We start from the raw sequence: 19,673 nt of genomic DNA, 5'->3' as shown, positions 1-19,673 counted from the left end.
GCCGCTACCGCTCCGTCACGGCGCACATGACGGTGATGCGCTACCGCCGCCCGCCGGAGGATCTGCCCGCGCTGGCGGCGTTTCTGGACGCATCACGCGCGCGGACGTTCGGCACGTTCGCGGTCGAGCAAATCACGATGGTCACGAACGACTGGTACATGACGCCGGGGCAGATACGGGTGCTGGCGGACTACCGGCTGGGTGGAAAAACAGGGAATGGGGAATAGGGGATCGGGACCTGCGATCGGGGAAAAGCAAGCGCCGGGCGGTTTGCAGTGAAACCTCACCCCCGGCCTCTTTCCAATCGGATTGGAGAGGGGAGACAGGCCGCGCCGGACGGAAATTTGCAGGTCCACGTAACCAGATTTACAAAGTAGACGGCGCAGCGCCGCCTCCATAAAACGTCTGTAGAAGCGCGTGCTCCCTTTCCATTTGTGCAAATTGCCCCAATATTGTTAAACGCGACAGAGTAATCGGCGCGCCAGCCGCCCGCAAACCGGGCAACCTGCCCGCGCCCAATTTAACTTGGTCCCTGTTGCACAAAGGATTGCGTCTGTTTAAAGGGGTAGAATGGAGGGAGCTAGCGCCCTTTCCGAGACTTTAAGCTGCAAGGTGATCATAATGTCTGAGTTGCTGGATTTTTTCAATGCCCGTACGGAAGAGATGGTCGAACGGCTGGAACACATCGTGCGGTTCGAAACGCCGACCCACAACAAGGAATACGTGGACCGGCTCGGCGAGTACATCACTGAGGTGTGCGAATCGATGGGCGGCACGATGACCGTCTATCCCCTGGAGACCGTGGGGAATTTGCGACTGGCGACCTGGAACGCCGACGCCCCCGGCAAGCCGCTCATGATCCTCTGCCATCTCGATACCGTATGGCCCGTCGGCACGCTCGAAACGATGCCGCTGCACCGTGATGGCGAGCTGCTGTATGGGCCGGGCGCGCTCGACATGAAGGGCGGCGTGATCATCGGGCTGGAAGCCGTGCGGGGTCTGGTGGACCGGGGCGAACTGCCCGACCGCCCGATCTGGCTGCTGTTCAACGGCGACGAAGAAACCGGCAGCATCGGCTCGCGCGAGTTGATCTGCGATCTGGCCCGCCAGTGCGGACTGGTGCTGGTGATGGAGCCTGCCGCGGCGGGAGAAGGGCTGAAGACGTGGCGCAAGGGCATCGCGCGCTACACGGTGCACACCAAGGGCCGCGCGTCGCATTCGGGCAACGCGCCGGAAGCCGGGATCAACGCGGTGATCGAGGCCGCGCATCAGGCTTTGATCCTGCACGAACTCAACGATCTACCGAACGGCACGTCCGTCTCGGTCACGGTGATCCACGGCGGCATCGCCATGAACGTGATCCCGCCGGAAGCGTCGATCCAGGTGGACGTGCGCTTCCTGAAGGCCAGCGAGGCCGAGCGCGTCGATCGCGCGGTGAAGGCGCTGCAACCGGTTCTGCCGGGCGCGGAAGTGATCGTGGAAGGCTGCATCGACCGGGGACCGATGGAGCGCAACGCGCAGATGGTGCGCGCGTTCCAGCAGGCGCAGGCGATCGGGCGCTCGATCGGGCTGGAATTCGGTGAGGACGGCAGCGGCGGGGCCAGCGACGGCAATTTCACGGCGGCGATGGGCATCCCCACGCTGGACGGCATGGGCGCGGGCGGAATCGGCCTGCACGCCGCGCACGAGCAGGTCGTCATGAGTTCGCTGCCGCGCCGCGCCGCGCTGGTCGCGCAGATGCTGGTCGATTGGGACGTGGACGCGGTGATCCAGGGCTAAACGCCCGGTTTTCAGGCACAAACACAACGGCTCCGGCGCTGTACCGGAGCCGTTTTTTGATCCGGGAACAGCAGAGTTGACTCAGCCGTCGGCGGGGATGGCGGCGGTGTCATAGATCACGTCGAGGCTGGTTTCGGCCACGACGCTGCCGTCCTGCGCGGAGGTGAAAAAGGCGTGGATCTGGCCGGGCGTGCCCGCCGTGGTCTGCGCGGAGAGGGTCGTCTCCCACGTGCCCACCTGCCCCGGCTCACCGGCAGCGGTGGCGACGGCCTGCCCCAGCACGTTGCCCTGCGCGTCGAGCGCCTGCACGACCACGTTGTTCTCGAAGCTGCCCTGCTGCGCGCCGATCACGGTGAAGCCCGCCGGATCGACCACCGCCGGGCTGCCATCCGCCGAGGCGCTCGGAGAAGTGATGGTAATGAACGCCTCGCCGGAGGCGGTGCTCTCCGCGCCGAGGGTCGGGGCGGCGTCGTTGTTCAGCGCGGGCGTCGCCGTCGGAGAATCGCCCACGGTCATGTTACACGCAGTAAGCAAAGCGGCCAGCGCCGCCACCACGATCAAGGCGAGGCGAGATTTCAAGACGCTCATCGTCATGCCCCTTCCGTCTGCGCGCCGGTAAAACCACCGCGCGCAGTTCATTTGCAGGTGTTGGGATTATATCAATGCGGGGCGGCGGCAGGCAGCGCGGTGGGCGTGGGCGTAGGGGAAACGGTGATCCCGGCGGCGGCGCGCGCCTCGTCCAGCGCGGCCAGAAGCTCGCCGCGCGTGGTGATGTCACGCATGGTGTCGAGCCACGTGTGCAGATCGGGGCTGAGGGCGAGCAGCTCCTCGACCGCCGGGCCGATGGGGTCCGTGCCGCCCGCGCCGGGACCGCCCTGGTAGCCGCCGTGAAACGCAAAATAGGCCTGGTTCAGCTTACGGATCGCGTAGCCGTGCGCAACGAACACCTGGCGCTGGGCTTCCATGTAGGCTTCGGCTTCGTCCACCTTGCCGTCCGCGAGCAGCGCATCGACGTGAACGCGCGTCTCGTTCATGGTCGCGTAGTAGTCGAAGCCGGTCACCTCGTCGGGCACGGTTTCGACCGGGTTCAGGTAGGAGGGGTAAACAGGCAGGGGCTGGCCGGGATAGTAGCGCGGCAGGACGCGCAGCGCGATGGCGCGGCCAAAATAGGTCGCCACCGTTTCATTGATGATGCGCGTTTCGGGCGCGGCGGCATATTCCAGGCCCAGCGGCCCGGCCATCAGGTAGAGGTGGGACCACTCGTGCGCGGTGATCTCGACCGCCTGCGCGAGTGAGCTGGTTTCCACGATCATGCTGGGATAGAGGCTCAAGCCGCCCAGCGGCTCGATGATCGAGGAGACGTCCAGCGCGGCGTCGATGTCGGACTCGATCTGCGCGCGGCGCTCGACGGGGATCGGGTTCAACTCGATCTGCACGGCCATCTCGATCCGGTCGCGCGGGGAGACGATCAGCAGCGTCGGCAGCGCGGTCATGTGCATCGAGACGGGCGGCAGCACCTGCCCCCACAGCCCAAAGCCTTCCTCGGCCAGCACCGCCGACACCTGATCTTCGAGGATCGCCTCGGCCAGAGGCTGATCGGCTTCCAACTGCGCGCGCAGATCGTCACGCCGCTCGACGAGGGGCGCGCTTGCAGAGGCCGGATCGGTGATGGCGGGATCGGCGTAAATCTGGTCGATCTGCGCGTCGAGGGACTGCACCTGGGCCAGCGTGGTGAGGTAGTTCTTGAAGACGGTTTCGCCCGTCTCAGGGTCGAGGTAGGGCTGGACGCCAAGCAGATCCTGCGTCAACTTGCCCCACAGCGCGTCCACTTCCCACGCGACGAAGTCGTACACCTCGTCGCGCACGAACGGCATGGCGCGCCCGCGCAGCGATCGATCCAGTTCCTCGCCCGTGCCGAACACCAGCACGAGCAGCACGGCGGCCAGCAGCCGCGTGACCAGCGTCACCGCACGCCACAGCCCGCGCCACGAACGCCGTAAAAGGGGTCGGAAGGGAGGCATCAGGGATCAGATCGGCGGGCGGATCGGGCCGCCCACCCGGTCATTCCTCGACGACGTAATCAAACAGCAGATACGCCGCGAACAGGAAAAGCACATCCGCCAGCGCCAGCCAGCGCACCCACGGGACCCACTCGGAGGTGGGCATCTCGTTGAGGACCGCCGTCGTCGCGCGGACGGCGGGCATCAGCACGGGCAGCACGGCAGGCATGAGCACGATCGGCAGCAGGGCTTCCCGCGCGCGGGCGTGCACAGTCATGCTGCTGAGCAGCGTGCCGATGGTCGTAAAACCAAGCGTGCCCAACAGGACAATCAGCGCGATCAGCGGCTTGACCATCGTGATGTTGAACAGGACGGTCAGCAGCACCAGCAGCATCAGGCCGACGACCCACACGAACAGCAGGTTGCCGATCATCTTGCCGAAAAACAGCGCGCTGCGGTCGATGGGGGCCAGCAGCAGCGCGTCCAGCGAACCGCGATCCTTTTCGGCAGCGAGGCTGCGGCCCAGACCGAGCAGCCCGGCAAAAATAACCGTCACCCACAGCACGCCCGCCACGATGTTCTGTCGCGCGTTGGCGTTCAGCTCCATCGCGAGGCTGAAGACCATGACCGTCATCAGCGTGAACAGCAGCATCGAGTTGACGAGCTCGCGCGAGCGAAGCTCGGCGCGCAGATCTTTCCACACGATCGCGCCGACCGCCTGCCAGTACGGGATCACAGACGCATGGCGCACCGGCTCCGATTCGGGCCGGGCGGCGGCCTCCTGAGCGCGCGTACGCTCCTCGGTTCCGGCGCTCATCGGGCGGTCACCGCGCCGGTGACGTCGGCGTACAGATCGCCCAGATCGTCGCGGCGCAGATCGCTGCACGGCGCATCGAAAGCGATCTTGCCCCGGCTGAGGATGGCGATCCGGTCCGCGAGGGCGTGGCCGCGCCAGAGGTCGTGCGTGGTCATGATCACGGTGCGGCCCGCCACGGCGACTTCGCGCAGGAGATCGTCCAGCAGCGCCGCCGCGTCCTGATCCAGGCCGGTGTACGGCTCATCGAGCAGCAGCACCGCCGGATCGTGCAGGATGGCGCGCGCGATGGCGAGCCGCTGCTGCATGCCCCGGCTGAAGGTGCGGACCACGTCCTTCGCGCGGCGGCCCAGTCCTACGCGGCGCAGCAGTGCGTCGATCTGGTCGTGCTGCTGCGCGGCGGGAATGCCGTAAATCCGTGCGAAAAACAGCAGGTTTTCTTCGGCGGTGAGGGTGTCGTAGAGCAGCGGCAGGTGGCTGACGACGCCCAACTGCGCGCGGACCTGCCGCGCCTCGTCGGGTAGATCCCAGCCGCCGACGCGTACGATACCCGCCGTGGGCCGCGCCAGGGCGCTGGTGATGCGCAGGAAGGTCGATTTACCGGACCCGTTCGGGCCGAACAGCGCCAGGAACTCGCCGCGCTGCACGGTCAAATCCAGGCCGCGCAGCACGGCGTTATAGCCGAAAATCTTGGTCAGCCCGATCGCTTCGATCATCGGGCGCGCCGGAACTGGCTCAGGCATTGTTATCGTCCACGAGCGGGATCAGGCGCTCCTTGAGCGCGTCACGGGCGTCCAGATAGGTTTCCTCGTCCACTTCACCGGCTGCGTACGCGTCATCGAGCGCCGCCAACGCCTGAAGCAGATCGTCCTTCGTCGCGCGCAAACCGGGCAGAGTCCAGTGTCCGTGCGCAACAGGCGCAGCGGGCGCGGTCTTGCGCTGACGCCACCACAGCACGCCGCCCATCAGGATCACGGCCAGCCCCGCCCCGCCGAAGAGATAGACCAGAGGATTCGTCCCATCGTTGGTGGTTTGGGCGTTGGGATTCATCACGTCAACGGTATAGGTCGGGCGGCCCTTGAGCGTAAACACCACCTGCTGATCCGCGCTGACCGGCTGGAGCAGGTCGTACGCCTTGATCAGCGTGTGGTCGTCGTTGCTCACGTTCTCGCTGGGGCTCAGTTCTTCGACGCGCAGCCCGCCCGACAGGACGTGATAGCGGAACTCGCCGCTGGTGTCAAACTGGTCGCTCTCGAACTCGACCGTATCGTTGGGCAGCAGCACCGAGGCATCCATCACCGGGAAGCCAAACGACTGGTCGATGACGGCTTCGGACTCGTAGGGCAGATAGTAGAGGATCGTGATCGTGTGGCGCTGGTCGGGACGCAGCGGCCACGTATCCTGCACGATCGGGATCTGGTCGTCGGTCAACTGGACCTGATAGCGGTTGCTGCCCTCGGACTGCATCGGCTGAATGCCGAACGCGCCGACCGGCAGCTCAACGTTGACCGAAATCGGCCAGCCGCGATCGGCCATTTCATCGGTCGCCACGATCTTGTCGCCGGTATTGATCAGCTCCAGATCGAGCCGGACTTCCAGCCCGAACTCGTTGATCGGGGCGTAATTGACGAGCATGCGCGCCATCGAGATCGCCACGCTGCCCCGGTCGGAGGTGCGCTCGTACACCGTGATATCGGCGTTGACTTCGGTTTCGTCGCCCTGAATGGCGGGCGTCTGGATGCCCTGCGGCACGTCAGCGTAGGTGGTGCTGACGAGGTAGAGGAAGCCCTCGCCGCTCGCCACATCCTCGAACGTGTACGCGCCGTCGCCGTCGCAGGCCGTGTCGTAAATGCCGACGATCGTGCCGTGAGGATCGACCGCGTACAGCTCGACCGGCTGGTCCGCCGGGATCGCGTCGCCGCCGTCCGTGCCCTGGATCAGCTTGCCGCGTACGGTCAGCGTGCCGGTGGCGGCGCTGGGCGACGAGGTCAGCACGGCGTGCGGATCGCTGCTGTTGGCCTCGGGTGACGCAGTAAGGGCCGCGTGCGGGTCACTGGTGGATGACGCGCCCTGCGCCCCGCCCTGCTCGCCGTTCTGGGCAGCATTCGCGGCGTCCATCATGGCCTGGGGCGTGAAGTCCATGATGAACGTCACGAGATCGGCCACGTCCTGCTCGGACAGCTTCTGGCCGAAGTCCTTCGGCATGATGTCGTCGTAGCCTTCAACGATGAACGCGCCGGGGTCCACGATGGACTGGTGCAGATAGTCCTCGGCGGAAAGGCCCGCGACACGGTTTCCGGCTTCGTCCTTCATCGCGGAAAGCGACGGCCCGACGCCCGCGTCCGCGCCGTGGCACGAGGCGCATTCCTGCAGGTAAAGCTGCGTGCCCCGGCTAAAATCGCCCGTGAGCGCGGTCTCGCCACCCCCGGCGGCGGTCGCATCCGGCGCGGCAGCCTGTTCCGTGCCGCTCAGCGGAACGGCAGGAATCTCGGCGGACAGCACGCCGGTCGCGGTGGGCGGAGACTGCACCTCGACTTCAGACACAATATCCGGCTCGCCGGATAGATTCATTCCGCAGGCGCTCAGGGCGAGCGCCGCGACGACGAGTGGAAACAACCAGCGCAGAGGTTTCAACACTTGTGGCATCATACGGTAACGATATTCCTCAATCCATGGGCGAGTGTGGCAGCTAACTTCCAGCAAGCAACCCGGCGCGGCGCGCGAAACGGCCCCGCGCCAAACCATCAGCCAGTCTTACGATAGGTGCTAATCAGCGCTTCGAGGCGCGCATCCTGGCTGGCGATCTCGGCCTCGATCTCATCGATCCGGCGCGTGACGGCCACCGCCAGCCGGATCAGATCGATCCGCTGCACCTCATAGGTGCTGTCCGGCAGCTTATCCATGTCGTAGTCCAGATCCAGGTCGCGGATCGCGCGGAGCACGCGGTATTTTTCCGTCCAGAGCGCCTCAAGCGCTTGATTCTGGCGCGCCGTGCCGCGCGAATGCCCCGGCGCAGACGCCGGTCGAGGGACGCGTTGAAGCAGCGGAAACAGGATGATACTGCCCACCCCGACGGTCAGCAGCACCGCTAAAATCCAAAATCCTGATGACATCGACTCTCTTCACTTGGTGCGAACCGGAACGCATATGCAGCGGGCAGCGCGGCGTCGAATGCTGGGTGGCGGAGACGAAACAGGCCTGGACAGCAGCCAACGCGGCCCGGTTGTACGCCTTTTCAGGCTTCAAACCGGATCAAGGTGTGCCGGTGAGCGATGCAACGGGCTACTTCACCGCGTTTCCCCGTGTGGGGAGTGGATTCCCCCTCTCCACCAGCGTGGAAAGGGGGAACTGGGGGTGAGTCCCATCTCTGCGCTAAACCTAACACAAATGCCTGAATATTACCCACTTCTAACCGAGTTTATCGTCACTTCACCGTCAACTGCTCAGCGCACGCTCGATCTCGGCGCGCAGATCGCTTTCGCGCGGCTCGGCCAGGAAGTGACGGATCACTTCGCCGCTGCGGTCGATCACAAACGTCTCGGGAATGCCGGTGATGCGGTAGGCATCCTCGATGCGGCCTCCCTGATCGGGCGCGTTGGGGTACGAAATGCCGTACTCCGCCATATAGTCGCGCGCGTCGCCTTCGATGTCGTCGGTGTTGATGCCCAGGAAGACCACGCCCTGATCCCGGTACGACTGCCAGGTGCGTTCCAGCATGGGCGCTTCGCTGCGGCAGGGCACGCAGTAGCTGGCCCAGAAGTTGATCACGACGGGCTGGCCCTTGAGATCGGCCAGGGAGAACGTCTCGCCGCTGCGGTCGAGCGAGGCCGACTCGAAGACCGTGATCTTAAAGTCGGGCGCGGGGCCAGAGGTCACGGTCGAGAGGCTGCGCTGGTAAAGCGCATAGCCGATCACGACCAGCAGCCCAACCAACAACAGGATCGCCGTCACGCCAAAGGCCGAAATCCGCTGCTTGACCGGCTCCTCGGCGGGTGCATGGTGGTCGCCCGCCGCATCCTGAAGCCACTCAGGCAGATCGGCAGATCCCGCCGGTCCAGGCGTATCCATCGTGCGGTTTTCGTTCATCGTTCAAGCCCTTCCAGGTCACGTTGCAGCCGGTCGAGAGAGAGGGGGTCGATGTCATCGGGCACAGGCCGCGTTTGCAGCCGCGTCCCAGAACGGCGCGCGACCTGCCCCGGTTGGTGCCCGCGCTGGCGCAGACGCATCATCTGGAACAGGCCCAGCCCGGCCAATGCGAATGCAATCGCAAACGGAACGGCGTAGGCGAGCCAGCGGTCGCCTTCGCTGCGGGGCAGCGAGGCTACGTCCGCGCCATAACGTTCCACAAAGTAGTCGAGGATTTCATCTTCCGAGCGGCCCATGCTGATCAGGCGCGCGATCTCCTGCCGCCAGTTGCGGCAGGCGACACTTTCGCACTCGTCGAGCGGGATGCCCTCGCAAACGTCGCAGTACATCTTATGCGCGATGGCGTTGACCTGATCCCAGGTGACGCCTTCGGGCAGGGTCTCGCCGCCCTGGGCACGGACCGGCTGGGCCGCGTGCAGCAGCGCCGCCCCCAGCACCAACGCGATCATGAACGCCGCGAAGCCGCCCCGAAACAGAAGATGAATACGCCGGTTCATAACCTAGTCGCCTCCTGCGGCGGGCGCGCTTGCTCCGGCGGGCGCGGCACGCTGCGCCATCATCGCCGGACGGCGCGACGGCCACAGCGCGACGAACGTGCCCAGCACCAGGATCACGCCGCCGAACCACACGAAGTCAATCAACGGATTCAGGTACACGCGGAACGTCACGCGGTTGCCTTCCCAGAACGTAATGATCGCGTAGAAGTCGCCGCCGGGCGTACTGTACGCGCCGGGGATGCTCATGTTGGTGGTCGCCACCATACGCTGCTGCCCGGCGTCCCAGCTATAGAACACGTCACGGCGCGGGCGGATGTGGCCGACCAGCTCACCGTCTTTGTAGACGGTTGCGCGGGCGATGGTCATCTGGCGGCCATCGTCGGCCTGGGCATTATACAAGGCGTTGTACTGAAGCGTGTAATCGCCAAGCTGGATCTGCTGGCCCGGCTCAACGGTCTGCTGCGTGATCTGCTGGAACGAGGTGCTGCCGATCACGCCCAGGCCGAGAATCACCATGCCGATGTGGATGAAATAGCCGCCGTAGCGATGACGGTCGCGCCCGACGAGGTTGGCGAACGCAGGGAACACGCCTTCGCCCCGGCGGTGGCGCGCGGCCACACCCTTCCAGATTTCCGTAACCGTCGCAAAGCCCGCGAACGCCACCAGGAAGTAGCCGAGCAGCGCCATGACGTTATCCGTGCCGGTGAAGACCAGCGCGACGATGATCAGCAGGGAGAGCAGCAGCGGGATGGCGACTGCGCGGCCCAGCTTTTCAGCGGTCGTACGCCGCCACGCCGCGAGGGGCGCGATGCCCATCAGGACGTAAATGCCGATCAGGAACGGGCGCACGACGGGCGGGAAGTAGTCCGGCCCGAGGTTGATGATCGTGTCGCGCAGGCCCAGATCTACGGCGATGGTCGTGATCGCTTCGGCCCAGGTGCCCCACAACACGACGATGGTCAGGCCCAGGAACAGCCAGTTGTTGAGCAGGAAGAAGCTCTCGCGGCTGAGCAGCGAGTCCAGCTCGTCCGCGCCGCGCAGGTCGCCGCGCTGCTGCCGCCACGCCAGCAGGATCACGCTGGTGAGGGCGGACAGGCCCAGGAAGGTGAACATCGGGCGGCCCACGTTCGATTCCGCGAAGCTGTGCACACTGCTGACCACGCCGCTGCGGGTGGCGAACGTGCCGAGAATGACCAGCAGGAACGTGATCAGGATCAGCAGCATGTTCCAGAACTTGAGCATGCCGCGTTTTTCTTGCACGACGGCGCTGTGCAAAAAGGCCGTGCCGGTCAGCCACGGCAGCAAGGCCGCGTTTTCGACCGGGTCCCAGCCCCAGTAGCCACCCCAGCCGAGCACGTCATAGGCCCAGCGGCCCCCCAGCAGCAGGCCGACGCTGAGGAACATCCACGCCACCAGCGCCCAGGAGCGCGTCGCGCGGATCCAGCTTGAGCCAAGCTGCCCGGTCGCCAGCGCCGCGAAGGCGAACGCGAACGGGATTACGAAGCCGACGTAACCCAGGTAGAGCATGGGCGGGTGAATGACCATACCGATGTGCCGCAGCAGCGGGTTGAGGCCCGTGCCGTCGGTGGGATAAAACAACTCGGCTCCGGCGGGCGCAAAGACCGCCTTGACCGGCGACGACGATGTCGCGGTAACCCAATAGCGGGCAAAGGGATTTTCAATAAACACATTCAAGATCAAGAAGAAGCCGAGCGTCGCCATCGTCGCCACGATCACGAACGGCATCAGCCGCCGTTCCGACTGCCAGTTGAGCAGCAGCGCGGCAAAGGTGAAGGCGCTCATCAGCCACGACCAGAACAGCAGCGACCCGGCCTGACTGCCCCACAGGGCGGTGTAGAGGTAAAAACTGGGCGTCGCGTTGTCGGTGGTCTGCCAGACGTACGCGATCTCGTAGTGGTGATTGAGCAGCGCGTAAATGAGCGCGCCCGCCGCTACCGTCAGCAAGGGGAACGTAAGCAAGGCCGCGTTCCGCGCGCTGGTCACCCATTCGTCGCGGTGCATACGAGCCCCGGCCAGGGCAGCAACGATTGCATATAACGCTGCCGCGAACGCCAGGCCTGTGGTGACGATGCCAAGTTCTGCGATCAAGGCTCTGCCTCCCGCTTAATGGAATACAACAGACAGCAAACATCAGGCGATGCTCAATGGCCGCTCCCCCCCTTTACGCCGGGAACTGACCCCCGCACCTGCTGCGCTCGCTGCCTGTCGAGTCAACCAACGAGAATATACAACAATAATCCTTGAGATATCATACTATAGGTGCCGGGTGCTTTGCCAGCATATATGCCGAATGGCAGGTCTATCCATGTCCTCTGGCGCGCCGATCCGCTCCTAACCGAAGTTATAGCGAACGCCCACGGCAGGCTCAAGCGGTTCTCACCGGATGCTCATCAGGGCGGCACGATGACGGCCATTTTTCATTTCTCCGCATCGGTGATTTAATACGCTGCCGGAACGAAACGCAGAACGTGTTCGACGAGCAAGGGTACCCATGCAAGCAGTTTCCTCTCGCAAAACCACCCCCGTCCAGTATCTCATTTTTGGCGCAAGCCTGATGCTGCTGGCGGCGATGTTCGTGTATCTTGCCAGCCGCCTGGACGTCAACGATTCGCGGCTGGCTTATGACTGGAAGATCTTCTGGCACTCGATGGAAAACGGGCACATGCGGTGGGATCTCAAGATGTTCAACCCGCCGTGGGTCGTCCTGTTTTTGCTGCCGCTGGGATTTCTGCCCCTTTCGGCGGGCTGGGGACTGCTGATCTTTTTCACCTTTACGGTGCTCGTGTTCAGCGTGCCGCCGCAGTACGGGCACAAGCGGCACCTCGCGGGGATCGTGCTGCTGTGCACGTCTTTCTCGACGCTGCGCCTGCTGATGGAAGGCAACCTGGAAGCGATCGCCGTCGCCGCGATTCTGGCGCTGGTGTATGCCTACCAGAACCGGCTGCTGCTGCCGTTCGTCCTGGCCGCGCTGCTGTGCACGGTCAAACCTCAGATCGTGTTCCTGTTCGTGCCCGTCGTCGCGTTGTATACGGTCCAAACGCAGGAGCGCCGCTTCACAGTGACCGCCAGCGCCGCCATTGCCGTGATCGTGGTGCTGTCGGTGGTGTGGGCGGGAAAACCGTGGCTCGAAGCGATGGATGAGCAGCAGTTCACGTATGGGATGTCCCTGCGCGAAACGGGCGAACGCATCGGTATCCCCCTGCTCTGGATCGTCCCGGTTCAGGCGGTCGTGATCCTCGTCACGCTGTTCATCGCGTACCGGGGCAACCGTGACTTCTCGCGCGAGAAGCTGGGCCTGTTGATCAGCGGCTCGCTGCTCGCGTCCCCGTTCAGCAACGGGCACAGTATGCTGGTGCTGCTGGCGCTGGGGATCCTCCCGCTCGCCCTCGCCCGGCCCCGCTACGGCGTTCCCCTCTTCATCCTGTTCGAGATTCCGTACCTGATGTTACTGGCTGGCATCACCGGCTCGACCAACAGCTATTGGACGCTCGTGCTGATCGTGTGCTGGCCGATCTTCGGCGCGCTGGTGTGCCGGGACGAATACCGGTCGGCGCGCCCTGAAACCGACCCTGCTGGGGCCTGACGCCATCCCCTTAAACCACGATTCATAAAATCCCGACAGAGCTTTCGGACCTTTTGACCGTGGGAAGCCCCGGCGAACTGTGTTAAAACGTCAGGTGTGTGGTTGTGGAACCGGGCGAGGAGTATTGGTATGAGAGACCGGCGGCGCAGTTTGCTGCGCCTTAAACTCGTGCTGTACGTGCTGCTTGGCGCGGGGATCGCGGCGGCAAGTCTGTACTTTATTGACCTTACGCGCTCCATCGACCTGCGTGCCAGCCCCCTGGCGTACGACTGGGAAATTCTGTGGGACGCCACGCGCGGCGGCCATGTCCAGTGGGATGCGGGCATGTTCAGCCCGCCGTGGGCGCTGATCTTCATCCTGCCGCTGAGCTACCTGTCGCTCAACGTGAGCTGGGCGATCATGACACTGCTGGGCGCGGCGGCGCTGACGCTGAGCGTGCCGCGCTACCGGGAATGGCAGTGGCAGTTGATCGGCGTGCTGATGCTGGGCGCATCGTATTCATACCGGCGCTACTTCACCGACACCAACTACGAGGCGATCACGATCCTGGCCGTGCTGGCGATGCTGGTCGCGTACCGGCGGCGCTGGCCGGTGCTGTTCGCCGTCGCGGGCATGATCAGCACCATCAAGCCGCAGACCACCTTTCTGCTGGTGCTGGTCGCGGCGCTGTACGTGTACCAGACGGCCACGCGCCGGTTCTTCCTCCAGGTGGCGATGCTGGTGGGGGCGATGGCGGTGCTTTCGACGCTGTGGGCCGGAAAACCGTGGCTGGATACGCTGACGACGCGCTCGTTCGATTACGGCATCTCGCTGTACGTGACGGGCAGCAAGCTGGGCGCGCCCGACTGGACGCTGCACGCGATCCAGGTGCTGATTATCGGCGTGACGCTGGGCGTGGCCTACCTGGGCAACCGCGAGCTGTCGCGCGCGAAAACGGGCATGTTGATCGCCGCGTCGCTGCTCAGCGCGCCGTTCAGCAACCTGCACAGCGCGCTGGTGCTGCTGGCGATCGGGATCGTGCCGCTGGCGCTGGAACGACCTCGCGTCGGGATCTGGCTGGTGCTGCTGTTCGACGTCCACTACATCGACATCTTCGGCCTGACGTACAATTTCTTCGACATGCACACCGGCTATGGGCAAGAACTGTGGACCACGATCCTGATCGTGAGCTGGCTTACGCTGACGACGACGGTCTACATCACCGAGCGGCAGGAGGCGGCCTCGTACTGGATGCGGCTGCGTGCAAGCCTGGCGCAGCGAGGGCACGAATCGCGTGACAAGCGCCGCCGGATCGAGCATACTCCGGCGTAGACGGGCTGCGTCCCCTTTTCCTTCGTACAAGCGGCGGGAAACGGGAAAAAACGGGCGGCAGAAAATTCCGGTTAGGTGGTAGGGGCGGGCTTGAACCCGCCCTCTCTTTTTACGCACACCGATCCACAACGGGTGTGAGGTGCACCACGTGCGGTGGGCGCGCCGTTGCGCAGCGCGCCCCGGTCGAGGAGGAGCCATGCAGATTCAGGTGATTGTCGATCCTTACGATTCCGGGCAGTACGGGCAGCGAATGGGCCGCGGGCCACTTCGCTTCCGCGACGAAGGGCTGCCGGAGGCGCTCACCGCGGCGGGGCACAACGTCCGCGTGACGGAGGTGTCGCCGGGAGAATCGTTCGTGCCGGAGCCGCGCGCCGCGTTCCTGCTGCACCATCGCATCGCGGAGCGCGTGAAGGACGGCGAGGGCTTCCCGCTGCTGCTGTCGGGCAACTGCAACGCGTGCATCGGGATGCTGCCCGGGCTTGGACTGCCTGACATCGGCATCATCTGGATGGACACGCACGGCGACTTCAACACGCCGGACACCAGCGTCTCTGGCTTTTTCGATGGCATGGGGCTGGCCGCAGCGGCGGGACGCTGCTGGCAGGCGGCGCTTGGCGCGCTGCCCGGCTTTGCCCCGCTGCCGGAAGCGCAGATCATGCACGTGGGCAGCCGCGACCTGGATGCGGACGAAGCGCGGCTGATGGCCGACTCGCCGCTGGCGCTGATCGATGCGGCGCAGATCCAGCGGGAGGGCGTGGCGGGCGCGCTTGGTCCAGCGCTCGATGCGCTGCGCGAACGGGTTGAGCGCGTCTACCTGCACCTGGATCTGGACGTGCTCGACGCGTCGATCGCCCCGGCGAACCAGTTCGAAGCGCCGCCCGGCGGGTTGAGCATCGAGCAGGCCGAGGCAGTGATCCGCGAGATCGGCGCGCGTTTCACACTGGCCGGGGCGGGACTCGCCTCGTACGATCCGGCCTACGATCCGGACGGGCGCACGCTGGCGGCGGGCATCCGGCTGGCAGGGGTGATGGCCGAGTACGGGGAATAGGGATTAGGGAATGGGGGATAGGAAACCGGGGAAAGCGCCGCGACCCTGATCCCTCGCCGAGCGGTGAGAAGGGGTAAAAACGGGCGGAGCAAGCCCCGCCCCTACGGATCGCGGGACAACAAATGCGTGAGAAACCAGTTTTCTCGCGCGAAAAGCGCATAACAGCCTGTAGGGAACAGGGAAAGACGCCGCGACCCTGACCCCGCTCCAAGCCGAATAGAATCAAAAACGCGCCGGAGTGGGCAACCCTCCGGCGCGTTGTGTTGGCAGACCTATTGAAGCGCTACGAGTTTTCCGCGACCTGCTGCGGCACGTCTTCCTGGTAGCGGCTGGGGCACTTCAGCATGATTTCTTCAGCGTGGAACACGTACTGGCCGTTTTCCTCCACGAGACGCCCCGACATGATCGCCTGGGCTTCGTTCTGGAGCATGTCCGGGATTTCCTTGTCGTACGCGATCACGGCCACGCGCGAGGCGTTGGGATCTTCCACGGCCTTATGCAGCACAGCGGCCAACCCGCCCTGCTCGCGGATGGTGTTGTTGTCGTTGGGGATGTTCGCCACGACGAAGTGCAGCTCCTGCGTTTCGGGGTTAAAGGCCGGATCACCGACCACCGCGCCGGACACACGCACCGTCTTACCGAGCATCGAGGGATCGTTGACCAATTCGTCCAGGGTCAGGTAATAACGCGCGCCAGCGCTGGAGATCAACAGGTACGCGATTACGCCGAGCAGAGCCACACCAACCACGAGAAATTGCCAGCGAATCGACTTTTTGGCCTTCACGCCTTCTTTGGCGAGTACGCTGCTTTTTTCCCAATTGATTTCGGCCATGTCCTATCCTTCATCGCTGAATCAAACGCTGCCGGGAAAATTTCTTGCACAACAATATCAACATGTATTGTACCAGTACTTGAGGGCGTTTACCAAGCACCTTCCGGTTAGATGCGCCGATCCGCCGCCGCGATTCGCCCTCAACGACCGGATTAACGATTTAATTCAGGTTCATTCAGGCGCGGTTCAAACATCCATTTCGCGCGCCATCGTCACGCCGCCCACGACCAGCAGCGCCGCGATGCCCATCAGGATCAGGAGCGTGCCGTAGCCCTCGGACGAGGGATCTTCAAGCGGCTCGGCTACCGTCCACGACGCGAGGTAGGCGTTCAGGTCGTCGAGCGCCGCGTCATCGAGCGGGCCGCCGTGCTCGGCTCCGAAAGCGGGCATGAAGGGATTATTCGTGCCGTCACGCGTCAGGGCGAGCGTATTGTTCGACACCGTTAGCGGCGGGAAGTTCGGCGGCACGCGCCCCAGGCCGCTCCGCCCGTGACAGCCGTAACACGAGGTGGCGTAAATTTCCGCCCCGGCGTCGAGCCTGCCGCCCTCGTCGGGCACGTAGTCCGCGATCACGGCGTCCAGGTTTGGCGCGGGCAGCGGCGGCGTCTGGCCCGTGCCCCAGGTTGCCATATACGCCAGCAGATCGTCGATCTGGCGCGCCGTCAGCAGGCCGCCCGACAACTGCGCGAACGGCGGCATCGCCGCGCCGTCCGTCGAGTCGCGGTCGAGACCGTCCGCGATGATGTCGTGCGCCGTTTCAGGATCAAACGTGATGGCGCGGAACGCCGGACCTTCGCCGCGTCCCTGGCCCTGATCGCCGTGGCATGCCTGGCAGAACTCGGCATAAACCGCCGCGCCCCGGTATGGGGCCTCCTGATCGTCCTGTTCCTCGCCGCCTTGCGCCAGCGCCGCGCGGGCCGGGACTACCAGCGCCGCCAGCAGCGCCAAAACGAGCATCACACGTTTCATCCTGGGGGCCTCCTGCTGGAATCTGCTGCCGATGTCCATTATAGCAGAGAGCCGGAGCGCGACCCGGTCGGGTGCGGGAGGCCGCCTCATGCCCGGATCATGACGTGCAGATCGAGCCAGTTCACGATGTCGCCCAGGACCTGCGCCTGCTCCGGCTCGTTGTGGATTTCGTGGTACAGGCTGGGGTAGACCTTCACGGTGAGATCGCGCATGGTGCACATTTCGCGGATGATCTGCGCCGCTTCGGGCAGGCAGGTGGGGTCCGCACCGCCGTGCAGCGCCAGATAGGGCAGATGCAGCGCCTTGAGCGCGTGGCGGGCCTTGAAGCTCGCGCCGCTCAGCTCCGCGATCATGTGGACCTTAAAGCGCCGCCGCTCCACCAGCGGATCATTGACATAGGCCTTGACCACCGCCGGATCGCGGCTGAGGCCGCGCGCATCGAACGGGATCAAGCGCACGCCGGGGATCGCGCTGTCGAGCACGGATACGATCGCAGCCAGGACGCGATTGGACCCCGCCAGCGCCAGCGCCGTGCCGGTCGTGATCAGCCCCGCGAGATCGTCCTGATACTGCGCGGCGAACAACAGCGCGATGAGCGATCCCATGCTGTGCCCGTAGAGGAACACCGGCAAATCGGGATAGGCCGCGCGCGCCTGCTCGAAATAAGTACGCAGATCGGCCACGTAGTCCTCGAACGCGCCGACCATCACGCGTTCCCCTTCGGATTTGCCGTGCCCCCGGTGATCCAGCGCATACACCGCATAGCTGCGATCGACCAGCGTCCGCGCGACGTGCTCGTAGCGCCCGCTGTGCTCCGCGATGCCGTGCGCCAGAATCACCACGCCGCGCGGCGATTTATCCGGCAGCCAGCGCTGCGTAAAAATGATCTGCCCATCGACGCCTTCAAACGATCCGGTTTCGTGATTCATTTGCGCCCCCTGCTTGACGCCCGCACACGCCTGTCGATTATGGCTCATTCCACCGTGAGAGGGTAGCGCGCCAGCCGCCGATTTTGCGCGAGGGTCCCTCGTGGGCACGAATTCGTGTCATAATCGGGAACACAACCACCGCACGAATCGCTTGCATTGGAGCACACGATGAAACCGGCAACTCGCTTCCTTACCGCCCTGCTCGTTCTGCTGCTGGTCGCCGGGCTGCTGCCGACCCGTTCCGCCACCGCGCAAGATCCGGCGGAAGGCGTCGAACAGGCGGCGCTGCGCGCGCACCTGCAAAATCTGCGCACGGGCAGCTTCACGTTCTGGATCGGCGGCAACCTGGGCGAACCGGGCGCCGCCGTCGCGCGGACGCCGGTCGGGGATAGGCTCGATCGCTTCGACCTGCCGCTGCTCAACGGGGATGGCAGCATCACGCTGGACGATTTGCAGCGCCCCACGGCGTTTAACTTCTGGGCGTCGTGGTGCCCGCCCTGCCGCCTGGAATTTCCGCACCTGACGGATGTGGCGCTGGCGCACGACGCGCACGACTTCGACGTGCTGTTCGTGAACACTGCCGATTCGGAGGACAACGCGCTGGCGTTTTTGGCCTTGCAGCCGGACGGCATCACCGCCGTGCTGGACAAAAAGGACTGGCTGGCGCGGCGCAGCAGCATCGACACGCTGCCGACCACGCTGCTGATCGATACGGACGGCACGATCCTGGCGGCGCACGTCGGCGTGCTGACGCCCACCATTTCCGACTTTTTCGACGCCGTGGCCGCGAACCCCGGCGTGGGATCGTTCAACGCGGCGGACTGGCCGGACGCTATCCCCGCCGTCACGCTGAACTCGATCGACGCGGCGGACGCGACTCCGATCACGCTCGGCCAGCGCGCGCTCGGTACGTTGACCGATGACGACTTCCAGCACGTTTATGCCTTCGAAGGCGCGCAGGGCGACCAGATCACCGTGCACCTCAGCGCCGATGCCGCGTCGCTCGATCCGTACGCGGTACTGATCGGGCCGGACGGAGAGCGGCTGGCGGAAGGCGGCGACGTGAGCGCGATCCGGGTCGCGGAGATCAGCGCGACGCTGCCCGAAGGCGGGGTATATCTCGTGGTGGCGACACGCTTCCTGGGCGCGGAAGGCTTCTACGGCGGCGATTACAGCCTGACCGTGACCTCCGCGAACGCCGCACCCGGCGGCGGTGGTGAAGGCTTCATCGCGTACGGGCAGACGGTGCAGGGGCGCGTCAGCGGGATGAATCCGCGCGAGCTGTACGGGTTCAGCGGGCAGGCCGGGGACGTGGTGACGCTGCGCGTCACGCACGCGCCCAGCGACGAGATCGCGCTGCAAATCGAGGTGCTCGATCCTGACAAGAACCGCATCGCGGAGAGCGATCCGTCCGTGGACGGCGAGACGGCGGTCGAGGCGCTGACGCTGCCCGCCGACGGCAGTTACCGGGTCGTGGTCAAGCGTCCGCGCTCGCGGGATACGGAGAATCTCGATTACACGCTGACGGTGGAGGTCGAGTAGGGAACGGGGAATAGGAGATGGGGAAAAGCAAAGGCAAGGGCAAAGTAAAAGGCAAAAGCCACCTCACCCTTGGCCCCAAAGAGGCAGCGATCAGCCGTTAGCGGTTAGCAATTGGCTGAAAGCAAGGGCGAAAGCAAAGGCAAACGCGACCTCACCCCCGGCCCCTCTCCAATCAAGTTCTGGGAGAACGACACTTTTGAGC

The 19,673-nt window shown here is 64.8% G+C and carries 17 protein-coding genes and 1 pseudogene; 6 read left to right on the top strand and 12 right to left on the bottom strand.

Annotated elements, in window-relative coordinates; translation table 11 throughout:
* Both V7116_RS19900 and V7116_RS19895 read left to right on the top strand, forming a co-directional pair.
* Positions 1-227: pseudogene (locus V7116_RS19900) on the top strand (hypothetical protein); the annotation flags it as partial.
* A gap of 394 nt (positions 228-621) precedes the next feature.
* The gene (locus V7116_RS19895; protein WP_324393719.1) at positions 622-1,779 is read left to right on the top strand and encodes a M20 family metallopeptidase; all 1,158 of its coding nucleotides are present in this window, start codon (positions 622-624) and stop codon (positions 1,777-1,779) included.
* Between the two features lie 81 nt (positions 1,780-1,860).
* Here the strand turns inward: V7116_RS19895 and V7116_RS19890 are convergent, their stop codons facing one another.
* The 9 genes from V7116_RS19890 to V7116_RS19850 form a co-directional block, all read right to left on the bottom strand.
* Entirely contained in the window at positions 1,861-2,367 is a 507-nt protein-coding gene (locus V7116_RS19890; RefSeq protein ID WP_324393718.1) for a Gmad2 immunoglobulin-like domain-containing protein, read from the bottom strand.
* 71 nt (positions 2,368-2,438) lie between these two features.
* Complete coding sequence (locus V7116_RS19885; RefSeq protein ID WP_324393717.1) at positions 2,439-3,746, bottom strand: hypothetical protein; 1,308 nt, start codon at positions 3,744-3,746, stop codon at positions 2,439-2,441.
* A gap of 94 nt (positions 3,747-3,840) precedes the next feature.
* Positions 3,841-4,596: a heme exporter protein CcmB gene (locus tag V7116_RS19880; protein WP_324393716.1), complete on the bottom strand. Its 756-nt coding sequence runs from the start codon at positions 4,594-4,596 to the stop codon at positions 3,841-3,843.
* A complete protein-coding gene (gene ccmA, locus V7116_RS19875) occupies positions 4,593-5,336 on the bottom strand; it encodes a heme ABC exporter ATP-binding protein CcmA (RefSeq protein WP_324393715.1) in 744 nt (247 codons plus the stop codon). Before ccmA ends, V7116_RS19880 begins: the two co-directional genes overlap by 4 nt.
* Positions 5,329-7,242: a c-type cytochrome gene (locus V7116_RS19870; protein ID WP_324393714.1), complete on the bottom strand. Its 1,914-nt coding sequence runs from the start codon at positions 7,240-7,242 to the stop codon at positions 5,329-5,331. The genes ccmA and V7116_RS19870 overlap by 8 nt, the downstream gene beginning before the upstream one ends.
* Before the next feature lie 95 nt (positions 7,243-7,337).
* The gene (locus V7116_RS19865; protein ID WP_324393713.1) at positions 7,338-7,706 is read right to left on the bottom strand and encodes a hypothetical protein; all 369 of its coding nucleotides are present in this window, start codon (positions 7,704-7,706) and stop codon (positions 7,338-7,340) included.
* A 322-nt stretch (positions 7,707-8,028) separates the two neighbouring features.
* Entirely contained in the window at positions 8,029-8,679 is a 651-nt protein-coding gene (locus V7116_RS19860; protein WP_324393712.1) for a TlpA family protein disulfide reductase, read from the bottom strand.
* Complete coding sequence (locus tag V7116_RS19855; RefSeq protein ID WP_324393711.1) at positions 8,676-9,236, bottom strand: cytochrome c-type biogenesis protein; 561 nt, start codon at positions 9,234-9,236, stop codon at positions 8,676-8,678. Before V7116_RS19855 ends, V7116_RS19860 begins: the two co-directional genes overlap by 4 nt.
* Positions 9,237-9,239: 3 nt before the next feature.
* A complete protein-coding gene (locus V7116_RS19850; RefSeq protein WP_324393710.1) occupies positions 9,240-11,345 on the bottom strand; it encodes a heme lyase CcmF/NrfE family subunit in 2,106 nt (701 codons plus the stop codon).
* A 403-nt stretch (positions 11,346-11,748) separates the two neighbouring features.
* Here V7116_RS19850 and V7116_RS19845 point away from each other — a divergent pair, with 403 nt between their 5' ends.
* From V7116_RS19845 to V7116_RS19835, 3 genes are all read left to right on the top strand, one after another.
* Positions 11,749-12,840 (top strand): hypothetical protein, encoded by a 1,092-nt coding sequence (locus V7116_RS19845; RefSeq protein ID WP_324393709.1) that lies wholly within the window; start codon positions 11,749-11,751, stop codon positions 12,838-12,840.
* A gap of 129 nt (positions 12,841-12,969) precedes the next feature.
* On the top strand, positions 12,970-14,151 hold the full coding sequence (locus V7116_RS19840; RefSeq protein WP_324393708.1) for a glycosyltransferase 87 family protein: 1,182 nt from the start codon (positions 12,970-12,972) through the stop codon (positions 14,149-14,151).
* A gap of 196 nt (positions 14,152-14,347) precedes the next feature.
* Positions 14,348-15,199: an arginase family protein gene (locus tag V7116_RS19835; protein WP_324393707.1), complete on the top strand. Its 852-nt coding sequence runs from the start codon at positions 14,348-14,350 to the stop codon at positions 15,197-15,199.
* A gap of 283 nt (positions 15,200-15,482) precedes the next feature.
* Here V7116_RS19835 and V7116_RS19830 read toward each other — a convergent pair whose 3' ends face one another.
* From V7116_RS19830 to V7116_RS19820, 3 genes are all read right to left on the bottom strand, one after another.
* On the bottom strand, positions 15,483-16,031 hold the full coding sequence (locus V7116_RS19830) for a cytochrome c maturation protein CcmE domain-containing protein (protein ID WP_324393706.1): 549 nt from the start codon (positions 16,029-16,031) through the stop codon (positions 15,483-15,485).
* A 186-nt stretch (positions 16,032-16,217) separates the two neighbouring features.
* Complete coding sequence (locus V7116_RS19825; RefSeq protein WP_324393705.1) at positions 16,218-17,000, bottom strand: c-type cytochrome; 783 nt, start codon at positions 16,998-17,000, stop codon at positions 16,218-16,220.
* 86 nt (positions 17,001-17,086) lie between these two features.
* On the bottom strand, positions 17,087-17,929 hold the full coding sequence (locus V7116_RS19820; protein WP_324393704.1) for an alpha/beta hydrolase: 843 nt from the start codon (positions 17,927-17,929) through the stop codon (positions 17,087-17,089).
* A gap of 168 nt (positions 17,930-18,097) precedes the next feature.
* Here V7116_RS19820 and V7116_RS19815 point away from each other — a divergent pair, with 168 nt between their 5' ends.
* Entirely contained in the window at positions 18,098-19,471 is a 1,374-nt protein-coding gene (locus tag V7116_RS19815) for a TlpA family protein disulfide reductase (protein WP_324393703.1), read from the top strand.
* Positions 19,472-19,673: the final 202 nt, after the last annotated feature.

Origin of the sequence: Aggregatilinea sp. (genome assembly GCF_036822615.1) — a bacterium.
In the GTDB taxonomy this organism is placed as follows: Bacteria; Chloroflexota; Anaerolineae; order Aggregatilineales; family Aggregatilineaceae; genus Aggregatilinea.
This window is presented reverse-complemented; position numbering and strand designations above follow the sequence as displayed.

Excerpts from the sequence above, each read along its gene's own strand:
- V7116_RS19845 (WP_324393709.1), top strand. The coding sequence starts at position 11,749 with ATGCAAGCAGTTTCCTCTCGCAAAACCACCCCCGTCCAGTATCTCATT.
- V7116_RS19865 (WP_324393713.1), bottom strand. The coding sequence starts at position 7,706 with ATGTCATCAGGATTTTGGATTTTAGCGGTGCTGCTGACCGTCGGGGTG.
- V7116_RS19835 (WP_324393707.1), top strand. The coding sequence starts at position 14,348 with ATGCAGATTCAGGTGATTGTCGATCCTTACGATTCCGGGCAGTACGGG.
- V7116_RS19895 (WP_324393719.1), top strand. The coding sequence starts at position 622 with ATGTCTGAGTTGCTGGATTTTTTCAATGCCCGTACGGAAGAGATGGTC.
- V7116_RS19880 (WP_324393716.1), bottom strand. The coding sequence starts at position 4,596 with ATGAGCGCCGGAACCGAGGAGCGTACGCGCGCTCAGGAGGCCGCCGCC.
- V7116_RS19815 (WP_324393703.1), top strand. The coding sequence starts at position 18,098 with ATGAAACCGGCAACTCGCTTCCTTACCGCCCTGCTCGTTCTGCTGCTG.
- V7116_RS19825 (WP_324393705.1), bottom strand. The coding sequence starts at position 17,000 with ATGAAACGTGTGATGCTCGTTTTGGCGCTGCTGGCGGCGCTGGTAGTC.
- V7116_RS19860 (WP_324393712.1), bottom strand. The coding sequence starts at position 8,679 with ATGAACGAAAACCGCACGATGGATACGCCTGGACCGGCGGGATCTGCC.
- ccmA (WP_324393715.1), bottom strand. The coding sequence starts at position 5,336 with ATGCCTGAGCCAGTTCCGGCGCGCCCGATGATCGAAGCGATCGGGCTG.
- V7116_RS19830 (WP_324393706.1), bottom strand. The coding sequence starts at position 16,031 with ATGGCCGAAATCAATTGGGAAAAAAGCAGCGTACTCGCCAAAGAAGGC.
- V7116_RS19855 (WP_324393711.1), bottom strand. The coding sequence starts at position 9,236 with ATGAACCGGCGTATTCATCTTCTGTTTCGGGGCGGCTTCGCGGCGTTC.
- V7116_RS19840 (WP_324393708.1), top strand. The coding sequence starts at position 12,970 with ATGAGAGACCGGCGGCGCAGTTTGCTGCGCCTTAAACTCGTGCTGTAC.
- V7116_RS19870 (WP_324393714.1), bottom strand. The coding sequence starts at position 7,242 with ATGATGCCACAAGTGTTGAAACCTCTGCGCTGGTTGTTTCCACTCGTC.
- V7116_RS19890 (WP_324393718.1), bottom strand. The coding sequence starts at position 2,367 with ATGAGCGTCTTGAAATCTCGCCTCGCCTTGATCGTGGTGGCGGCGCTG.
- V7116_RS19820 (WP_324393704.1), bottom strand. The coding sequence starts at position 17,929 with ATGAATCACGAAACCGGATCGTTTGAAGGCGTCGATGGGCAGATCATT.